The following is a 17145-nucleotide window of genomic DNA, read 5'->3' as shown; positions in this document are numbered from 1 at the left end:
GCGCCCCGGGGGCGGGGGCGGCGCCCCGCCCCCGTCCGCGAACCGAGCACGGCAGGGGTCCGGTTGCGGCTGCCCGTCGACCGCGCAGGTGCTCTCGCCGAACTCGCCGCAGCAGAGCAGCAGTGCTGCCCGTTCTACGACTTCACCCTGCATCTGAGTGGCAGCCGGGTGGTTCTCGAGGTCGAGGCACCACCGGAAGCTGCGGGGATGGTGCGCGAGTTGTTCGGCGAGGACACGCACACTCGTTCGGATCACTGAGCGTCGGTTCCGGGTTCGCGGCAACTCCCGCGCAGGTCGAGGTACGTCGACACTCCCACCCGGCACGGCTGCCCACTTTTTCCCCCCGAGACTCGCCGTCCGCGGGGCCTCGTAGGCGCCAGGAAGGGGGTGCACAGTTTTTCGCACCCCTCGGCGAGTAACTCACCATAAGAGGGAATTATGACGATCAGACACTAGGCTCCCGCGAGCGCGTTCGGGACGCCCATCACGTCGCCTCTGACGGATCGACTTCGTTACTTATTAGTTTCGTATCTTCCGATGTCGGCGTATTCCCTGTTCAGTCCGTTTCATTTCATTACGTTTCGTAATTCATTTCGTTCTTGTACGGATATGAAATATAGATTAGGGTCGTGCATAGCCCGATAAGCGGCGTCGGACGCGCATCCCAGACACGAGGACTCCATGAGCACCCCTTCCCCCGATACCTCCCGCCCGGAAAACGACCACGGCGGGGATCCGTCCGGGCAGCCTGAAGGTGCACCCGCGCGCGTGGGCCGGCCCCGCAAGTACGCGTCGGCCGCCGACCGGGTACGTGCCCACCGCGAGCGCGAACGTGCCAAGAAACAAGCGGCGCTCTCCCCCGCCGCTGCGCAGGCATCCACACCCGACGACGCGATTTCCACCCTGGCTACAACCACGACGGCGTTGCGGACTCTCACCGCGACGACACTCGAGCAGTACGCAGCAATCGCGACCCGTATCACCGAAGCGGTCGACAAGCTGACCGACGCAGAGGCTGTCGAAGCGCAGATGACCAGAGCTGCGACCGAACTGGCCAAGGTCCGCGCCGACGCCGACGCCAAGATCGCGCGACTGCGCGAACAGCTCGCGCAGGCCACCGAGGATCGCGAGAACGCCGATGCGGCGGTCGTCGCTGTCGACGCCGAACTCGCGGACGCGCGGGCCGCCCACGCCGAACAGGTCCGTCGGCTCCAGCAGTCCCATGAGGAAGAACTCACCCGGGTGAGTGACGACCATGCCGACACGCTGCAACATCTTCAGGGCCGGCTCGCCGATGCCGAGTCCGAGCACCACCGGGTCGCCGCCGAATACCGGGAGACCATCGAGGAACTCGAGGCCGACCTCACCGGGTGCCGTCGCGCGCTCGACGACACCGCCGCCGAACGAGATCGCATCCGCACCGAACTCTCCGAGACACGCGACGAACTCGGTCGGGTTCGGGCCGCGCTCGAACGCGAGTCTGCAACCGTCGCCCGCCTCGAGTCCGAGTTCGGCGCCGAACGCGACCGGAACGCCGAGCTTCGGGATCACCTCGAGCAGGCCCGGGTCTCGGCCGCCACCTCCCGCGCCGCGGAGACGGCCTCCCGCGAGCGCAGCGACGAGCTGCGGGCCGAGTTGAACGATCTGCGCACCGAAGTCGTCCGGTGCCGGGCAGAACTCGATGCCGCGCGCACGGAACTCGTGCGAGCACGAATGACGGCGGATTCGGTGAAGCATCCGCGCGACGATTCGGCACGCGTCGATCCACAGAAGTAACGGCCGGCCGTTGCGGACGGGGCTCCGTATTCCTTTCGGCCGCTGAGCCGTTGCTCCCGCCGGCTACGGGGCAGGTACCTCGGCGACGGGACCGGTCGGCACCGCGAACACGAAGTCGTTGTTCGCGTAGCCGAGCGGCGGTCCGACGAATTCCCCGCCGCAGGTGACGAGCAGCAGCGTTTCAGGACCGTCGAGCCGGTTGATTTCGTCGAGTGGGAGGTTTCCCTCCTTGCCCACGCTCAGCAATCGGTCCACGCGGTACTCGCGTGCGCGCCCGTCACCGGTCGACACGGTCAATTCGTCACCTTCGCGCACGTCGGCGAATCGCGCGGCGAACCCGTCTCCTTGATCGACGTCGTCGACGTGTCCGGTCACCACGATCGCACCGCTCCCCCCGCCGGGCATCGCAGAGTCCACCCACCAGCCGAGTCGTGGGGCCACTTGGGGGGGGGGCAATGTGCCGCGCGCGGCGGGGGCGCCCGGGGCGGGGGGGGGGGCGCAGCCGCCCACAAAACCACGGGCGGCGGCGCACACAACGGTGATGCTCGGTCGTGCCCGCATGTCAACGACCGTAAATCGATCCGGCAGGGATGGATTGCACCGGCACCCGCGCATCGGGATCGCGATGGACCGGCGGCGTACTCGGACTATCCGGAACCGGGGCATGCGGCGGCACGGTGCTGTGCGGGTGCGTCGGTTGCGGCGTCGTCGATGACGGCGGTTTCGTGGGCGGTGGTGTGGTCGTCGGTGGTTTCGTGGGCGGTGGTGTGGTCGTCGGTGGTTTCGTGGGCGGCGGTGTCGTCGTCGGTGGTGGAGTCGTCGTAGGCGGCGGTGTCGGCGGCGGTGTCGTTTGGGCCGTTGCCGCCGTCGGCGCGGACTCTCCGGTATCGCCCGGGATCTGAGCGCCGGCTCCGCCGGCCACAGCCACGAGCAGTGTCGTTCCGAACAGCGCGGCGAGGAATGGAGATGCTTTTCGCATGGTGGGTGCCTCAATTCGATGACCGAATAGGTGGGTACCCCGACGTATGACATGTCGCAGGGACGCCCACGGGCGTTAACGATTCCGGAAGTCGAGACCCACCCGACGCAACTCCGATACCGCGCCGTGTCCTCTCCCGGATGCCGGACGCTCGATTCCGCAGTATCGACAGGTCTCGTCCTTTTCGAACTCGCGCCCACACCACCGGGCTACTGTCCGGAGTGGAAGGTGGGAAGGCTGTTCTCGTTCCGTCCGGGAGGCACTGTGCAGAACGACGAGGGTGACACCGCTGACCGGCCGCTCATCGACCTGCGGCATCACAGCGCGGTCGTCGTCGATCTCGGGGTCCTTCCGGATTTCGCGTCGGTTTCCGGTGCCGAGGGCACCGGAACGTCCCGTCCCGACGAAACCGAGGGACGAGCAGACCCGGTGACGGCACTGCTGCGCCGACTGGACAGTGCCGGTGTGGGGATGGCGGTGTTCTCCCCCAGCGGACACGCGAAGGAAGCGTTGGAGACCGCGGGCCTCAGCGGGCCGCTGTCCGTCGCGGTGAACGAGACGACACCCGAGGGGGCCGCGGCACGCCTGGGCGCCAGGCCGTCGTCCGCCGTGCTCGTCACAGCCCGCGGCGAGCACGAGGTGCACCCCGGGCATCGTGCCGGGTTCGCCCTGGTCATCGAAGTCGACCGGGAGGGACGCGAGCGGGATCCGACCGTCGCGGGCGCAGACGTGGTGGTTCGGGACCTCGGCGAGATCGGACTGCGGGCAGATGATCGCCCCCTCTCGGACATCCCCGACGCCGCCGCGTCCGATGCGGAACTGGCGGCGTTCCTGCGGGTCCACGAACCGGTCCTGCTACTCGACCTCGACACCGCCACGGCGGATACCGAGCCGACCGAAAACCTTCGGAGCACTCTGGCGAGGCTGGCGGAAACATGCATCGTCGTGGTGCTGAGCGAACGAGACCTGACGGGCCTGCAGGACCGGCTCGGGATACCCGGCCTGTGGTACGCAGGCCGACACGGGTTCGAACTCGCCGGACCGGGCGGCGAGAAGTACGAACACCCTGCCGTACTCGCGACGGCGCCCGGTGCCGACCGAGCGCCCGGTCACGCGGATGGCGGGGAAATCGGTCCCGCACCTGGGCGGGACAGGGGCACAGCACTGCACTGGGTGCTCGAACACATCGCCCGGGGAAAGTCCGTGCTGCCCGTGTACATCGGAGGCGATCGCACCGACGAGGACGCGTTCGACGCGCTGCCCCGTGGCGGGATCGGGGTCGTGGTCCGGCACGAGGCCGGCGAGGATCGGCGGAGCGCCGCCCGGTTCGCGGTGAACGGCGCGGCCGGGGTGCGGGAGCTGCTGGATCTGGTCGGCGACATGCTCGAGCGCAACCCCCCGGATGCGTCCCGCGCCGGTGGGTGGACGCTGTTCTACGACGACTACGACCCTGATTCCGAGAAACTCCGGGAATCACTCTGCACCGTGGGAAACGGGTTCTTCGCCACGCGGGGGTGTGCGCCCGAAGCAGTCGCCGGTCCGACCCACTATCCGGGCACGTACGTCGCCGGCCTGTTCAACCGGTTGCAGGACGACCGTCCGGGCATGACGCTCGTGAACGAAAGCCTGGTGAACACGCCCAATTGGCTGCCGCTGACGTTCCGGATCGACGGTGGACCGTGGTTCGACGTGGACGCGGTCGAGCTTCTCGATTATCGCCAGTACCTCGACCTGCGCCGGGCGGTGCTCACCCGCCGGGTTCAGTATCGCGACGGCGCCGGGCGGACGACGACAGTGGTACAGCGACGGTTCGTCGCGATGCATCTGGCGCATGTCGGCGCGCTCCAGACGACGGTGGTGGCGCACGATTGGTCGGGCCTCGTGGAGTTCAGGTCGTCGCTCGACGGTTCGGTCCGCAACGCGCTCGTCGACCGATACCGTGACCTGGCCGATCGACATCTCGTCCCGATGGACGCGTGCGAGGTGTCGCCCGACTCGGTGATGCTGAGCATGCGGACGAACCAGTCGCATGTCCCGGTGGCAACGGCAGCACGCACCACCGTCCGGTCCAACGGCGAACGGCACGACAGCACCTGTCAGTTCTTCGAAAGTGACGGCAGCGTCGGCCATATCGTCGCTGTCCGCGTCGACGAGGGGCGAACCGTCACGGTGGACAAACTGGCCACCGTGTTCACCGGTCGCGACCGTGCGGTGTCCGATCCTGCCGACGCGGCCACCCGGCTGTTGTCGGCGTCGGGCACGTTCGACGAGATCCTCGACGGTCACGTGCGGGCGTGGGAACTCCTGTGGGACCGGACCCGGATCACTCTCCGCGATCGGCCGGATGCGTCCCGGATTCTGCGACTGCACATGCTGCATCTCCTCCAGACCCTGTCGCGGAACACCGCCGATCTCGATGCCGGTGTCCCGGCCCGGGGCCTGCACGGCGAGGCCTACCGCGGACACATCTTCTGGGACGAGTTGTTCGTCTTCCCCGTGCTCAACCTCAGGAAACCGTCGCTGACCCGGTCCCTGCTGATGTACCGGTACCGCAGACTGCCGGAGGCACGCCGCGCGGCCCGTGCCGCCGGTTACCGGGGCGCGATGTTCCCGTGGCAATCCGGAAGCGACGGACGGGAGGAGAGCCAGCAGTGGCACCTCAACCCGCGGTCCGGGCGGTGGCTGCCGGACCCCAGTGCGCGGCAGCATCACATCGGCATTGCCGTGGCCTTCAACGTGTGGCAGTACTACCAGGTCACCGGAGATCTCGCGTTCCTCGGTGAGTACGGCGCCGAGATGCTGGTCGAGATCGCACGGTTCTTCGCGAGTCTCGCCACCTACGACAGCACCCGGTCCCGATACGTGATCCGCGGGGTCGTGGGACCGGACGAGTTCCACTCCGGGTACCCCGAAGCTCCGTACGACGGCATCGACAACAACGCCTACACCAACGTGATGGCGATATGGGTCATTCTTCGTGCGATGGAAGCGCTTGCCACACTTCCTGATCCGGACCGGACCGACCTGATGCACAGTCTGCACCTCGACGCGGACGAACTCGCCCGGTGGACCGACGTCACCCGGCGGATGTTCGTTCCGTTCCACGACGGGGTATTGAGCCAGTTCGAGGGATACGCCGATCTGGCCGAACTCGACTGGGACGGTTATCGCGAGCGGTACGGAAACATTCAGCGGCTGGACCGGATCCTCGAGGCGGAAGGCGACGATGTGAACCGGTACCGCGCCTCGAAACAAGCCGACGTGGTGATGCTGTTCTACGTGCTCTCGGCCGACGAACTGCGAGATCTGCTCGGACGCGCGGGTTACCGGTTCGAACCGGCCGCGATCCCCCGCACCATCGACTACTACCTCGCGCGCACGTCCCACGGGTCGACCCTGAGCGCCGTGGTGCACTCGTGGGTCCTCGCACGCGGTCATCGCGACGAGGCCGTGGAGTACTTCGAGAGAGTTCTCGTCTCGGATGTCACCGATATCCAGGGTGGCACCACCCGCGAGGGCATCCACCTTGCGGCGATGGCGGGAAGCATCGACCTGCTGCAGCGGTGCTTCACCGGACTCGAGACACGAGGCGACCACCTCATCTTGAACCCGCAGTGGCCGGAAAGCCTCGGTGCGCTGGAGTTCCCGATGCGCTACCGCGGACACAACCTCCAGGTATCGGTCCACGGGCGGAAGGTGGAGGTCACCGCCGGGCCCGGAGACCACCGCCCGATCGAGGTGATGTGCCGCGACCGGACAGCCACTTTGCAGCCCGGGTGCACCGTTGCGCTGAGCTGACGGGGCGCGAACCCTCGCAGGGCCGCTCATCGGGCGTGGCGGCGGGCTCTTCTGCGCAGGAGTTCGTCGCATCCCCACACCACGACCGGAAGCGGCAGCAACAGCGCGAGCTGCCACCACTCGGGCACCGCAGTACCGAACACTTCCCGGAGTACCGGCACCGTCACGATCACTGCCGCGAAGAACACCTCGAATACGATGCCCCACAGCAACAACGGGTTGGTGAACAACCCGATGTCGGCGAGCGATGCACGCTGCGTGCGGGCCGCCGTGGCGGTGCCTATCTGGCACGCGACGATCGCCAGGAACGTCATGGTGGTCGCCTGCTGCCAGGTGTGGTGCAGCGGACCGGAGCCGACGTCGGCGCCGAGCGACCATCCCCCGGCCACCAGCGTGCCGAGGAACAGCGCCAGCACCAGCACCGTCGAGACACCGCCGAGCACCACCCAGGCACGGACCATCATGGATCGGTCGATGACCGACTGGGCCCGCGTCCTGGGCGCGCGTTCCATGAGTCCCGGCTCTGCGCGTTCACGTCCCAGCGCCAGAGCAGGCACCGTCTCCGTCCCGAGGTCGATCGCCAGAATCTGCATCACGGTCAACGGCAGAGGTATGGCCCCGCCACTCAACGCGTACAGCAGGAACGGCACGACCTCCGGGGTGGTGTGCGCGAAGATGTAGACGATGAACTTGCGGACGTTGTCGTAGACCCTGCGGCCGGCCTCGACCGCAGTCACGATGGTCGCGAAGTTGTCGTCCGTGAGAACCATCGTGGCCGCTTCGCGCGCCACATCGGTACCCGACTTGCCCATCGCGATACCGATATCGGCGCGGCGCAACGCCGGAGCGTCGTTCACGCCGTCGCCGGTCATGGCCACGATGTAGCCGGCACCCTGCAACGCGTCGGTGATCCGCAGCTTGGACTCCGGCGAACTGCGCGCGAAGATCAATTCGCCAGGAGTCGCGAGGACCGCGTCGAGTTCGCGGTCGGACATGCGGTCGACCTCGTCACCCCCGAGCACGGTCAGTCCGCCCCGCCCGATACCGACGCTCTCGCCGACACCTCGGGCGGTCAGCGCGTGATCGCCGGTGACCACGATCAGGCGTATCCCGGCGTCGTGGCATCGCGCGACCGCGTCGGGCACCTCCGCGCGGGGCGGATCGATCATGGCGGCGACACCGAGCAACACCAGGTCGTGTTCGGCGTCGTCGCGTTCGGGCAGCGACCCCGCTGAGGGATCGAGAGGGCGTTCGGCAAGCGCGAGGACGCGTCGTCCCTGTCGTGCCCACGAATCGACGACACCCTCGACCTCGAGGCGGTCGGCGTCCGTCAGTTCGCGGTCGTCGCCCACGCCGACCGCGATCCGTGTACAGCGGGCGAGCACGACCTCCGGCGCACCTTTGGTGTGCACCCAGGCACCGCCGGGACCGTCATCGACCGTGGACATGCGGCGCAGCACGGAGTCGAACGAGTAGAGCGCCCGGCGACCGGAATGCTCGGCGGGTACGTCGACACCCATCGCCTCGGCCGCACGGAGCAGCGCCAGTTCGGTCTGGTCCCCGGTGCCTTGATCGTCACCGGATGTGTCCTTGCGGCGGATCGTCGCATTGCTGCAGCACACCGCAGCCCAGGCGAGGCGAGCCGGCGGCGTGTCGGGTGCCGGGCGCTCCGGCGACCCGTCGAAGTCGAGGACACCGGCAGCAGTCCACATTTCCACCACGCTCATCTCGTTGAGCGTGAGCGTGCCGGTCTTGTCCGTGCAGATCACGCTCGTCGAACCGAGTGTTTCCACCGCGGAGATCCGTTTGACCAGGGCGCCCCGCCGGGCGAGGATCCGCACCCCGACCGCCAGGGCGAGCGTGATCGTCGGCAACAGTCCCTCGGGGACGTTCGCGACGAGCAACCCGATCGCGAAATCGGCGGCTTGGGAGAGCGACAAGCCCGCGAAGATGGTGCCCAGCGGAATGAAGGCGATCCCCATCCCGACCGCCACCAGCGCGATGAGCTGCGCCACCCGCTTGACCTGCTTCTCGAGCGGGCTCTCCTCGTGCCCCACTCGCTGCGACAGGGCGGCGATCCGGCCGAGTTCGGTGCGCATGCCCGTCGCGAACACCACCGCGGTGGCCTCGCCCGCCGTGCAGGAGGTTCCACTGAACACCACGTCTCGTGCCCTGATGAGGGGCACATCGGTGCTGCCGGCGTCGACGCGTACCTCGACCGGCGCGGATTCACCGGTCAGTGTCGACGTATCGATGTCCACCGCCCCGGACAACAGCCGAGCATCCGCGGAGATGCGGTCGCCCTCGGAGACGACAACGACATCACCCGGCACCAGCAGGTGCGCTTCGACCTGAGTCTCCTGTCCGTCTCGCAGCACCCGCGCATGCGGCGGCAGGTAGGCCGACAGCGCTTCCACGGCTTGTTCGGCGTGACGCTCCTGCACGAAGGCAAATCCTGCGTTGAGGCAGATGACGACGACGATCGCGACGGCCAGCGGCCCCGAACCGGAGACCCAGGCGAGGAGAGCCGCCACCCACAGCAACAACGCCAGCGGATGGACGAGCTGGCGCAGCAGCTCGCGCCAGGCCGGCTCGCCTTTCTGCCGGACCAGGTCGTTCGCGCCCACCTGGGCCAAACGCCGTTCGGCCTCTCTGGCCGAGAGGCCCTCGGTGCGGGTACGCAGATCCCGCAAGAGGCGGTCGAGCGACTCCTGCGGGTCCGTGACGGAGAAACCTCCGTCCGAGACCGGTGGCGATGTCGGTGGACTCGTCATGAGGGAACCGCCTCTGCGCCGATGCGGTGTCGGTGCTGGGAGTCAGGGCCGCTGAGTGCAGAGTCAACAGGGCGACGGCGTTCCTCGTGGGAGGAACGAGGCACCACTTCGGTATCGATCGCCGTTCACGGTGCGTGCGGGCGGGTGTATCACGCAGCGGGCTACGGCATCGTCGTATCGGTACGGGGCAGTTCGTCGGGGAACCGGAGGCTGCATCCCAGTTCGTCGGCGGACGCGGTGCTCCAGCCGTCCCGGAACCAGGCGACACAGGTGTCGGCGACGAGGCGGACGTCGCGGGAGAACAGATAGCCGTCGGTGCAGTCCTCGAAGTGGCCGTCGAAGTGCCACAGGTCCAGGACCAGCCCGTTCGGGGTGTGGTCTCCGAGCAGCAGGTGCGACAGCTCGATACGTGAGCGGCGGAGCATGAGCACACCGTCGGCGAGCACATGGATCTGCGCGCACACGACCTCGGGGTCGTCCTCGGACGGCACATAGTCGCGCGGGCCGATCTCGAGGACGAATCCGGCCGGCCTGCCGGTGAGCGACGCGACGAGCCATTGCGCCATGTCGTCCCACGTCGTGGCACCCGAACCGGCCCCGGGATCCGGCATCTCCCCTCCTACGGTCGCGCGTTGTCGCACGACCAGAATAAGGAAGAGCGCCGACACGGGCGGCGGGTGATGCGGCCTCCGGGCGCCCGTCCGCCTACCCTGTCACGGTGAACGAAACAGGTCGATCCGGCACCCGGACGGTCGAGGACCCGACGGTGCGGGACGGCCGGCTCCGGCTGTTCTCCTTCGCGACCGCCGAGAAACGCACCGAATATCTGTGGGTACTCCGGGCGTTCGATCATGCCCGCGCCAACTACGTGGTGCTGCTGCACGCAGCCGACGTCGAAGCGGTGCTCGGCCGCATCAGCGGTGACGATCCGGCGGCAGCACTGACCTCGTCGGAGATCGCTCCCCTGCTCGAGCAGTTGCACGCGTGGGGCGTGCTCGAACGCAGCTACGACGGAACCCGCGCAGCCACCCTCGCCGAGTACCGCAACCGGCACTTCGTCTACCAGTTCGGGCAGGAAGGGTTCTATGCCTTCCGTGCCGTCGACGACGTCCTGACCGGTCGCGGGCACGATGTCGCGCTGTCCCGGTTGGCGCTGGCCGATCTCCTCGCCGATCTGACCGAACTCGCCGATGCCAACGACGCCGGGGACGGCGAACTCGTGTACCGGAAACTGAACCGCCTCGATGCGACCCTGTCGGACATGGCGGAGCGGGCCGCGCGGTTCTACCTCGTCCTGGGTGACCTGGTGCGCACCACCGAGATCACCCCCGAAGTGTTTCTCACCCACAAAGATGCGCTGCTCTCGCACATGCGGGAGTTCAGTTCCGACCTCGCCCGGTACGCGCCGAAGCTCACCGCCGCCCTCGCGCGGGTCCAGGCCACCGGCGCCGCGCGGCTACCTGCCCTCGCCGCGGCACACGACGAAAGGGTCCTGCTCTCCTACGAAGAACGCGAAGCCGACTGGCGCCAGCGCTGGCGCGGGCTCGAACACTGGTTCGCGGGCATGGGGTCGGCGCCGAGCGAATCCGAGCGGTTGCGGGAGGGCACGATGAGTGCGATCGCGGCGGTGCTGGCGCTGCTGCGCCGCCTCACCGAGACCCGCCGAGGCGGAGTGAGCCGGGAATCGCAGTTGCGGCACCTGGCGGGATGGTTCGCCGCCGCGCCCAGCGAGGACGCCGCGCACGCACTGTTCGGGGCGGTGTTCGACCTCGGCCGTCCCCGGCATTTCTCGGTGCCGCATTCCGACGCCGACGTGGTGCCCGCCAACCGGTCGTGGTGGGACGCACCGCCGGTCGAGATCTCGCGCACGCTGGCCGAAACGGGCCGGACACCGTCTGCCGGTGCGCCCGGCCGAGTGCACCGCAACGACGCAGCCGTGCGGCGGTTGCGTGAACTGCAGTGGGAGAACCAGCGACGCCGTGCCGACGCGGCGCGGTCCCTCGCCTCCGGCGGCGTGCGGGACCGTGAACTCACCGAACCGGAGACCGAGGTGCTGCTCAGCCTCATCGACGCGGCGCTGTCGGCGCGGGTACCGGTGAGCGGACGCGTCCGCGGCGACGGAACGTCCGGCACGCAGAACGGCGTGAAACTCACGTTGCGGCCCAGCACCGAATCGACGGTGGTGCGCACCGCACGCGGACGGTTGTATCTGGACGCTATGACCGTGGACGTGCAGTGAGAGCACGCACCATCGCGCCGCTCGACCTCGATTCGTACCAGCGCGCGGCGCGCCTGATCCTCACCCACCACCTGGTGACCTCGACGTTCCCCGACCGCACCGCCCTGCCGTTGCTGCGGCGGTGGGCCACCGAATTGCGTGACGACCTGCTCGACACACTCGGCTACCGGCTCGAGGTCACCGAAACGACCGCCAGGTTGTTCACCGTGCTGGACCGGCTCGACCCGGGTGCCGGCACCGCCACCCACACCGACCGGCCCTTCGACCGGCGGCGGTATGCCTACCTCGCACTGGCCGTTGCGGCGCTCGGCCGCGCAGGTGCACAGATCAGCCTGTCCGAACTGGCCGGCCACGTAGCCACCGATGCCTCCCGGATCGACGGAGTGGATCTGGCCACCGACAGAGCGACCGACCGCGACGCCTTCGTGGACGCGGTGGCGTGGCTCGCGGCGCGCGGGGCGATCTCCCTCGCCGACGGCGATGCGGGCGGATGGGCGAGCGATCCCGACAGCGGCGAAGCCCTCTACGACATCGACCGGTCGGTCGTGGCGGCGTTGTTCCGTCCGCCGCTGGCGCTGCAGCACCTGAACTCGGTGCGCGGTCTGCTCGCGAACCCGGCCGGCGGCGCCCACGTGTCCGACGGGCGGCGCTCCGCCGAGGCCACGCGACGGGTTCGTCGCGCTCTGATCCAGCGTCCCGTCGTCTACGCGGAGGGACTCGACGACGCCGAGGCAGTGCAACTCGCGCTGCCGCGCACCACCGCCGACCTGGAAGTGCTCACCGGACTGGTGGCGGAGCGGCGCGCGGAGGGCGTGGCCCTGGTGGACACCTCCGGACGCCTGTCGGACGTGCGGTTCCCCGGCACCGGCACCGTCGCGCAGGTGGCACTGTTGCTGGCCGGAGAGATCTGCGACCGGGTGCTCGACCCGGATCTGCCTGCACCGGCGCGACTTCCCCTCCCCGCCGACAAGCACGACGACCTCGTCGCGGCGGTGGACGCAGCGATTCCACGCTCGGGAGTGTTCACCGCGTTGGCGGTGACCGGCCCACCCGACCGCGCGCACGGAGACGATCTCGCCGGAGAGCGCGTCCGGCCCGAGCACCCGATGGTCGACGATGCGTGGCTGGCGAGCACCATCCGCGGGCTCGTCGACACCTACGGCCGCACCTTCGCGGCGCAGTGGCAGGCGGATCCGGTGGGCCTCACGGACGCGGCGGTGGCTCTGCTCGCGAAGCTGGAACTCGTCGCCCGGGTGCCCGGTGGCGTGCTCGCGCTGCCCGCAGCGGCGCGGTTCCGGGGCGCGACCGTCAGTGTGCGTAAACGAGATCCGCAGATCGACCTGTTCCCGGACGAGACAAGCGAGACGGAGAGTCATGAGTAGTGCCCGCTTCCGGCCCACCCGCGCCGGAATCATCAATCTGTGGGACTACCGGGATCAAGAGTTCTCGTTCGCGGACGGACGCCTGGTGCTCCGTGGCCCCAACGGGTCGGGTAAGACCAAGGCCCTCGAGGTGCTGTTCCCGTTCGTGTTCGACGGGCGCATCGAACCGCGCCGGCTCAACCCGTTCGCGGGCGAAGAGCGCACCATGCGCTCGAACCTGCTGTACCAGGGGCAGGACAGCGCGTATTCCTACGTGTGGATGGAGTTCTGCCGCGGCCGGGCCGAGGACCCGGAGGCCGTCACGGTCGGGGTCGGCATGCGCGCCACGCGGGGAAACGACAAGGTCACGCGCTGGTATTTCGTCGTCGACGGGCGCGTGGGTGTCGACTTCTCGTTGCTCGACACCGAAGACCGGCCGCTGACCCGGAAGCAGCTGATCGAGGAAGTCGGCGCCGACGCGGTCACCGACCGGCCGGTGGAGTACCGGGCGGCCATCGATGCGCGCATGTTCGGGTTGGGGGCGCAGCGATACGACCAATTGATCAACCTGATCCTCACGTTGCGACGCCCGCAGCTGGCGAAGAACCTCGATCCCAAGGGGTTGTCCCAGGCGCTGACCGACGGTCTCCGCCCGCTCGACGACCAACTGCTGGTCGAGGCTGCCCGGTCGTTCTCCGACATGGAGGAGGTGGCGCGGACGCTCGCATCGCTGGCCGCGGCCGACGACGCGGCGCAGAGTTTCGTCGCCGTGTACTCGAACTACCTCCGGCAGCAGGCACGCTCGGAGGTCGACCAGGTGGGGATGCGCCTCGCGACGGTCCGGGGCGCAGTCGAGGCGTTGCGCTCTGCCGTCGCCGACAGAGAAGGGGCCGCCGCCGCCCGCGCACAGGCCGAGGAAACCCTCGCCGTGGCCGAGCGCGACCTCGAACAGGCCCGCGCCAATCTCGACGCCCTGCAACGCTCCGGCGCATACGAGGGCAAACAACAACTCGACGACCTCGCGCAGGCGGTCGCGAACCTCGAACGCACCACCGCGGTGCAGGCCGAGCAGGCAGAGCGGGCTCAGAGCGCGGTCGCGCAGCGTGCCGACGAACTCGAGCGGGCCGAGTCCGCCCTCGCCGCAGCACTGTCGACGCGGACCCGCTGCGAGGATGCACTTCACGAGGCCGCCGAAGACGCGGGCATCGACTGGCACGGTGCCGAACATCTCGATCGAACAGATCGGCTCGTCGCCGCGCTCGACGCACACGCGGAAGAACGCGACGCCGACGTGCGGGCGGTGCGGGCGGCCACCGGAAGCGTGGACGCCGCTGCGGCAGCGCGCACGCGTGCGGAGGCCGCGGCGACGCGCAGTCGCGCGCAACGCGAGTCGGCCGCCGCTGCGGTGGACGCGGCGGAAACAGTGGTCGCACTGACGCGAGCGGAGACGGCCACCGACCTGCGGACATGGTGGACAGAGCATGCGGAACGCTATGCGGTAGAGGGCATTTCGCAGGATCTGCTCGACGCGCTGGACTCCGCGATCGCGGCCGCCGGGCAGGACGACGCCGCGACACCCGCCTCCGTGCTCGGCATCCACACGGCCCCCGCGCTCGAGGAACTCCGGTTCCGGCGACGCGCGCTCACCTCGGAGATCGAAACACTCGGGGTGCGGATCGCGGAGTACGACGTTGAGCGGACCGAAGTGGAAGCCGAACACGACGACGCTCCCCCGCCGTTCCCGGCGCGGACGGGAAGCCGGGAGTCGCTGCCGGGCGCTCCGTTGTGGCGTCTGGTGCGATTCCGCGACGACGTCACCGCAGCGGACGCAGCCGGAATCGAGGCGGCCCTGCAGGCCGCGAACGTGCTCGACGGGTGGATCTGGGCGGGTACCGGCGAGTTGCCTGCCACCGAGTCGGAACAGTTCCTCGTCGCGGTGCCGGCGCCGCATCGGCCGTCCGGGCCGACGCTGGCCGATGTGCTGGTGCCCGAACCCGATACGGAGGTTCCCGAGCGCGATGTCGCCGCCGTGCTCGAGTCGATCGCGCTGACGTCCACACCGGCCGGCGGGGTCGCAGTGTCGGTGGATGTCACGGGCGGTTTCCGGCAGGGCACTCAGGTGGGCCGGCACGTCAAGACACACGCCGAGTTCATCGGGGCGACGGCCCGCGCACGCCGGCGACAACGACGGGTCACGGAACTCGAACGTGCGGTCGCCGAAGCACGTTCGACGGCGGAGTCGTTGCGCGAGCAGCATCGCCTCCTCGGGGACCGGCTGACCGGGCTCGACGAGGCCGCCGCCGCGGTGCCCCGCACCGGGTCGGTGCTTGCCGCTTTGCGGAAGGTCACCGAGTGCGCGGGGGCACTGCGGACGTCCACCGAGGCGGCTGCGGCCGCCGACCGCGATCTCGATCAGGCACTGGCGGAATTCGCTACCCGGCAGCAGCACCTGCGCTCGACCGCCGCACGACATCGCGCGCCCCACCTCCCGCAGGAACTCGACAGCCTGGACGCTGCGGTGCGGCACTTCCGCTCGCAGGGACAGGCCCTGCTGCGGGCGTTGCGAGAGCACGCCGCCACCGGCGAGCGGGTACGAGAAGCGCGGGTGCGGCTCGACGAGGCACGCCGCGTCGCCGACGAAGCCGCCGAACAATCGGCCATCTCCGAAGAGTCGTTCACCGCCCAGCGACAGAAACTCGAAACACTGCGCGACGCGCTCGGTGCCGGCGCCGACCGGATCGACGTGCAACTCGAACAGGCTCGGGCCCGGATCGAGTCTGCGAAGACCTCCCAGCGTGCCGCGCGCAAAGCGTATGAAGCGGCCATCGAGCGGATCGGCAAGTCGGAGGCCGCGCATACCGCCGCCGAGGACACCCTGCGTTCGGCGCTGGCAGAATCCCGCGCCGACGCCGAGCGGCTGGCGCCTTTCGCGCGGCCGGACCTGCTGGCGCTCCTCGGGATCGAGCACCCGCACGCGTGGCCGGCGAGCACCGCGGCGTGGCTGGACACCGACCAACTGCTGTACCGGATTCAGCATGCGGAACCCGACGCCGACGTTCCGGTCTTCCCGTCCGAGGTGCAGGCGCTCTTCCGTTCGCTGGCAGCGGCGACGGCAACGGTCACCGCCAGTGAATCGGCTCGCAAGTCCACGCGCACCGCGCTCGCCGCTGCCGTGCAGGAGTTCGATACGGAACTCGCGCGTAGTCAGGACTACCGGTTGCAGTGGGATGCGCCCGACGGGCTGACCGTGGTGCAGGTGCAGGACGAACAGGGGTTCTCGTCGGTCGGGCAGTTCGCGGTGCGTATCGCGCACGCGCGTCGCGAGCAGGAGTTGCTGCTGACCGACTCCGAGCGCCGCATCCTCGAAGATGCCCTGCTGGCGGCTCTGTCCCAGCAGATCCACGAACGCACCGTCGACGCACGAGACCTGATCGCACGCATGGGTGCCGAGATGCGGCAGCGGCACATGTCCTCGGGCAACACGATCGGCGTGCACTGGGTGCTCGCGGACGATCTGGACGACCCGGCGCGCGCGGTCTGCAAACTGCTCGACCGCGACGCTGCGGCGCTGTCGGCGGACGACCTCGCCGGCATCCGGGCGCACTTCGCATCCCGGATCCGTGCGGAACGAGCTGCGCATCCGGAGCGCTCCTACCCGGAAATCCTTGCCACGACCCTCGATTACCGCCGTTGGCGGGTGTTCTCGTTCAGTCTCATCGGCGCGGACGGGAGCGACGACAAACTCACACCTGCGCGGCATTCGGCGTTGTCGGGCGGTGAGCAGTCGGTGTCGCTGCATCTGCCGTTGTTCGCGGCGGCGCACGTGATGCTCGATTCCGCGGATCCGCATGCGCCGCGGTTGCTGGCGTTGGACGAAGCGTTCGCGGGCGTCGACGACACGGGGCGAAGCGAGTTGCTCAGTCTGTGTGTGCAGTTCGACCTGGACTTGTTCATGACCGGGTTCGACCTGTGGATCACGTACGCCGGTGTTCCCGGTTGCGCGCACTACGACCTGTCGCATTCGGTCGCCGAGCACACCGTTGCCGCGACACTGCTGGTGTGGTCGGGCGGGGAACTGCTGGCCGAGCACGACGGCTCGGACCTCGCAATTGCGTTGGGATCCCCCGGTACCCGGAAGGTGGCGCAGCCGGTGGAGGGGTCACTCGAATTCGTCTAGCCACGTGCAGGCGGCGGGCCCGGTTCCACAGTCGCCGCACG

General features: G+C 69.0%; 9 protein-coding genes and 1 pseudogene. 7 read left to right on the top strand and 3 right to left on the bottom strand.

The features are described 5' to 3' along the window. Nucleotides 1-258: pseudogene (locus tag TVH25_RS09990) on the top strand (hypothetical protein); the annotation flags it as partial. Between the two features lie 423 nt (nucleotides 259-681). Further along, nucleotides 682-1776 (top strand): hypothetical protein, encoded by a 1095-nt coding sequence (locus TVH25_RS09985; protein WP_422424004.1) that lies wholly within the window; start codon nucleotides 682-684, stop codon nucleotides 1774-1776. Between the two features lie 63 nt (nucleotides 1777-1839). Here the strand turns inward: TVH25_RS09985 and TVH25_RS09980 are convergent, their stop codons facing one another. After that, a complete protein-coding gene (locus TVH25_RS09980) occupies nucleotides 1840-2337 on the bottom strand; it encodes a class F sortase (RefSeq protein WP_422424002.1) in 498 nt (165 codons plus the stop codon). A gap of 29 nt (nucleotides 2338-2366) precedes the next feature. Here TVH25_RS09980 and TVH25_RS09975 point away from each other — a divergent pair, with 29 nt between their 5' ends. Both TVH25_RS09975 and TVH25_RS09970 read left to right on the top strand, forming a co-directional pair. Further along, nucleotides 2367-2678 (top strand): hypothetical protein, encoded by a 312-nt coding sequence (locus TVH25_RS09975; protein ID WP_422424001.1) that lies wholly within the window; start codon nucleotides 2367-2369, stop codon nucleotides 2676-2678. Between the two features lie 341 nt (nucleotides 2679-3019). Next, complete coding sequence (locus TVH25_RS09970; RefSeq protein WP_422424000.1) at nucleotides 3020-6553, top strand: trehalose-phosphatase; 3534 nt, start codon at nucleotides 3020-3022, stop codon at nucleotides 6551-6553. A 26-nt stretch (nucleotides 6554-6579) separates the two neighbouring features. On the opposite strand, the gene TVH25_RS09965 is transcribed toward TVH25_RS09970, so the two are convergent. Beyond that, nucleotides 6580-9327, bottom strand: coding sequence for a cation-translocating P-type ATPase (locus tag TVH25_RS09965; RefSeq protein ID WP_422423999.1), 2748 nt, complete (start codon nucleotides 9325-9327; stop codon nucleotides 6580-6582). A gap of 161 nt (nucleotides 9328-9488) precedes the next feature. Continuing rightward, nucleotides 9489-9938 (bottom strand): hypothetical protein, encoded by a 450-nt coding sequence (locus tag TVH25_RS09960; protein WP_169622240.1) that lies wholly within the window; start codon nucleotides 9936-9938, stop codon nucleotides 9489-9491. Between the two features lie 155 nt (nucleotides 9939-10093). Here TVH25_RS09960 and TVH25_RS09955 point away from each other — a divergent pair, with 155 nt between their 5' ends. From TVH25_RS09955 to TVH25_RS09945, 3 genes are read left to right on the top strand one after another with little or no spacing between them, the layout of a single operon-like run. Beyond that, nucleotides 10094-11566 carry a TIGR02677 family protein gene (locus TVH25_RS09955; RefSeq protein WP_367113038.1) on the top strand — a complete coding sequence of 491 codons (1473 nt, stop codon included), beginning with the start codon at nucleotides 10094-10096 and terminating at the stop codon, nucleotides 11564-11566. Then, nucleotides 11563-12948 (top strand): TIGR02678 family protein, encoded by a 1386-nt coding sequence (locus TVH25_RS09950; RefSeq protein ID WP_422423997.1) that lies wholly within the window; start codon nucleotides 11563-11565, stop codon nucleotides 12946-12948. The genes TVH25_RS09955 and TVH25_RS09950 overlap by 4 nt, the downstream gene beginning before the upstream one ends. Further along, nucleotides 12941-17104, top strand: a complete 4164-nt coding sequence (locus TVH25_RS09945) for a TIGR02680 family protein (RefSeq protein ID WP_422423995.1) — start codon at nucleotides 12941-12943, stop codon at nucleotides 17102-17104. Before TVH25_RS09950 ends, TVH25_RS09945 begins: the two co-directional genes overlap by 8 nt. Nucleotides 17105-17145 lie beyond the last annotated feature (41 nt).

Origin of the sequence: Rhodococcus sp. 7Tela_A2 (assembly GCF_049311045.1) — a bacterium.
In the GTDB taxonomy this organism is placed as follows: Bacteria; Actinomycetota; Actinomycetes; order Mycobacteriales; family Mycobacteriaceae; genus Rhodococcus.
This window is presented reverse-complemented; position numbering and strand designations above follow the sequence as displayed.

Coding starts and splice junctions, on each gene's coding strand:
- TVH25_RS09985 (WP_422424004.1), top strand. CDS start 682: ATGAGCACCCCTTCCCCCGATACCTCCCGCCCGGAAAACGACCACGGC.
- TVH25_RS09980 (WP_422424002.1), bottom strand. CDS start 2,337: ATGCGGGCACGACCGAGCATCACCGTTGTGTGCGCCGCCGCCCGTGGT.
- TVH25_RS09975 (WP_422424001.1), top strand. CDS start 2,367: ATGGATTGCACCGGCACCCGCGCATCGGGATCGCGATGGACCGGCGGC.
- TVH25_RS09965 (WP_422423999.1), bottom strand. CDS start 9,327: ATGACGAGTCCACCGACATCGCCACCGGTCTCGGACGGAGGTTTCTCC.
- TVH25_RS09960 (WP_169622240.1), bottom strand. CDS start 9,938: ATGCCGGATCCCGGGGCCGGTTCGGGTGCCACGACGTGGGACGACATG.
- TVH25_RS09945 (WP_422423995.1), top strand. CDS start 12,941: ATGAGTAGTGCCCGCTTCCGGCCCACCCGCGCCGGAATCATCAATCTG.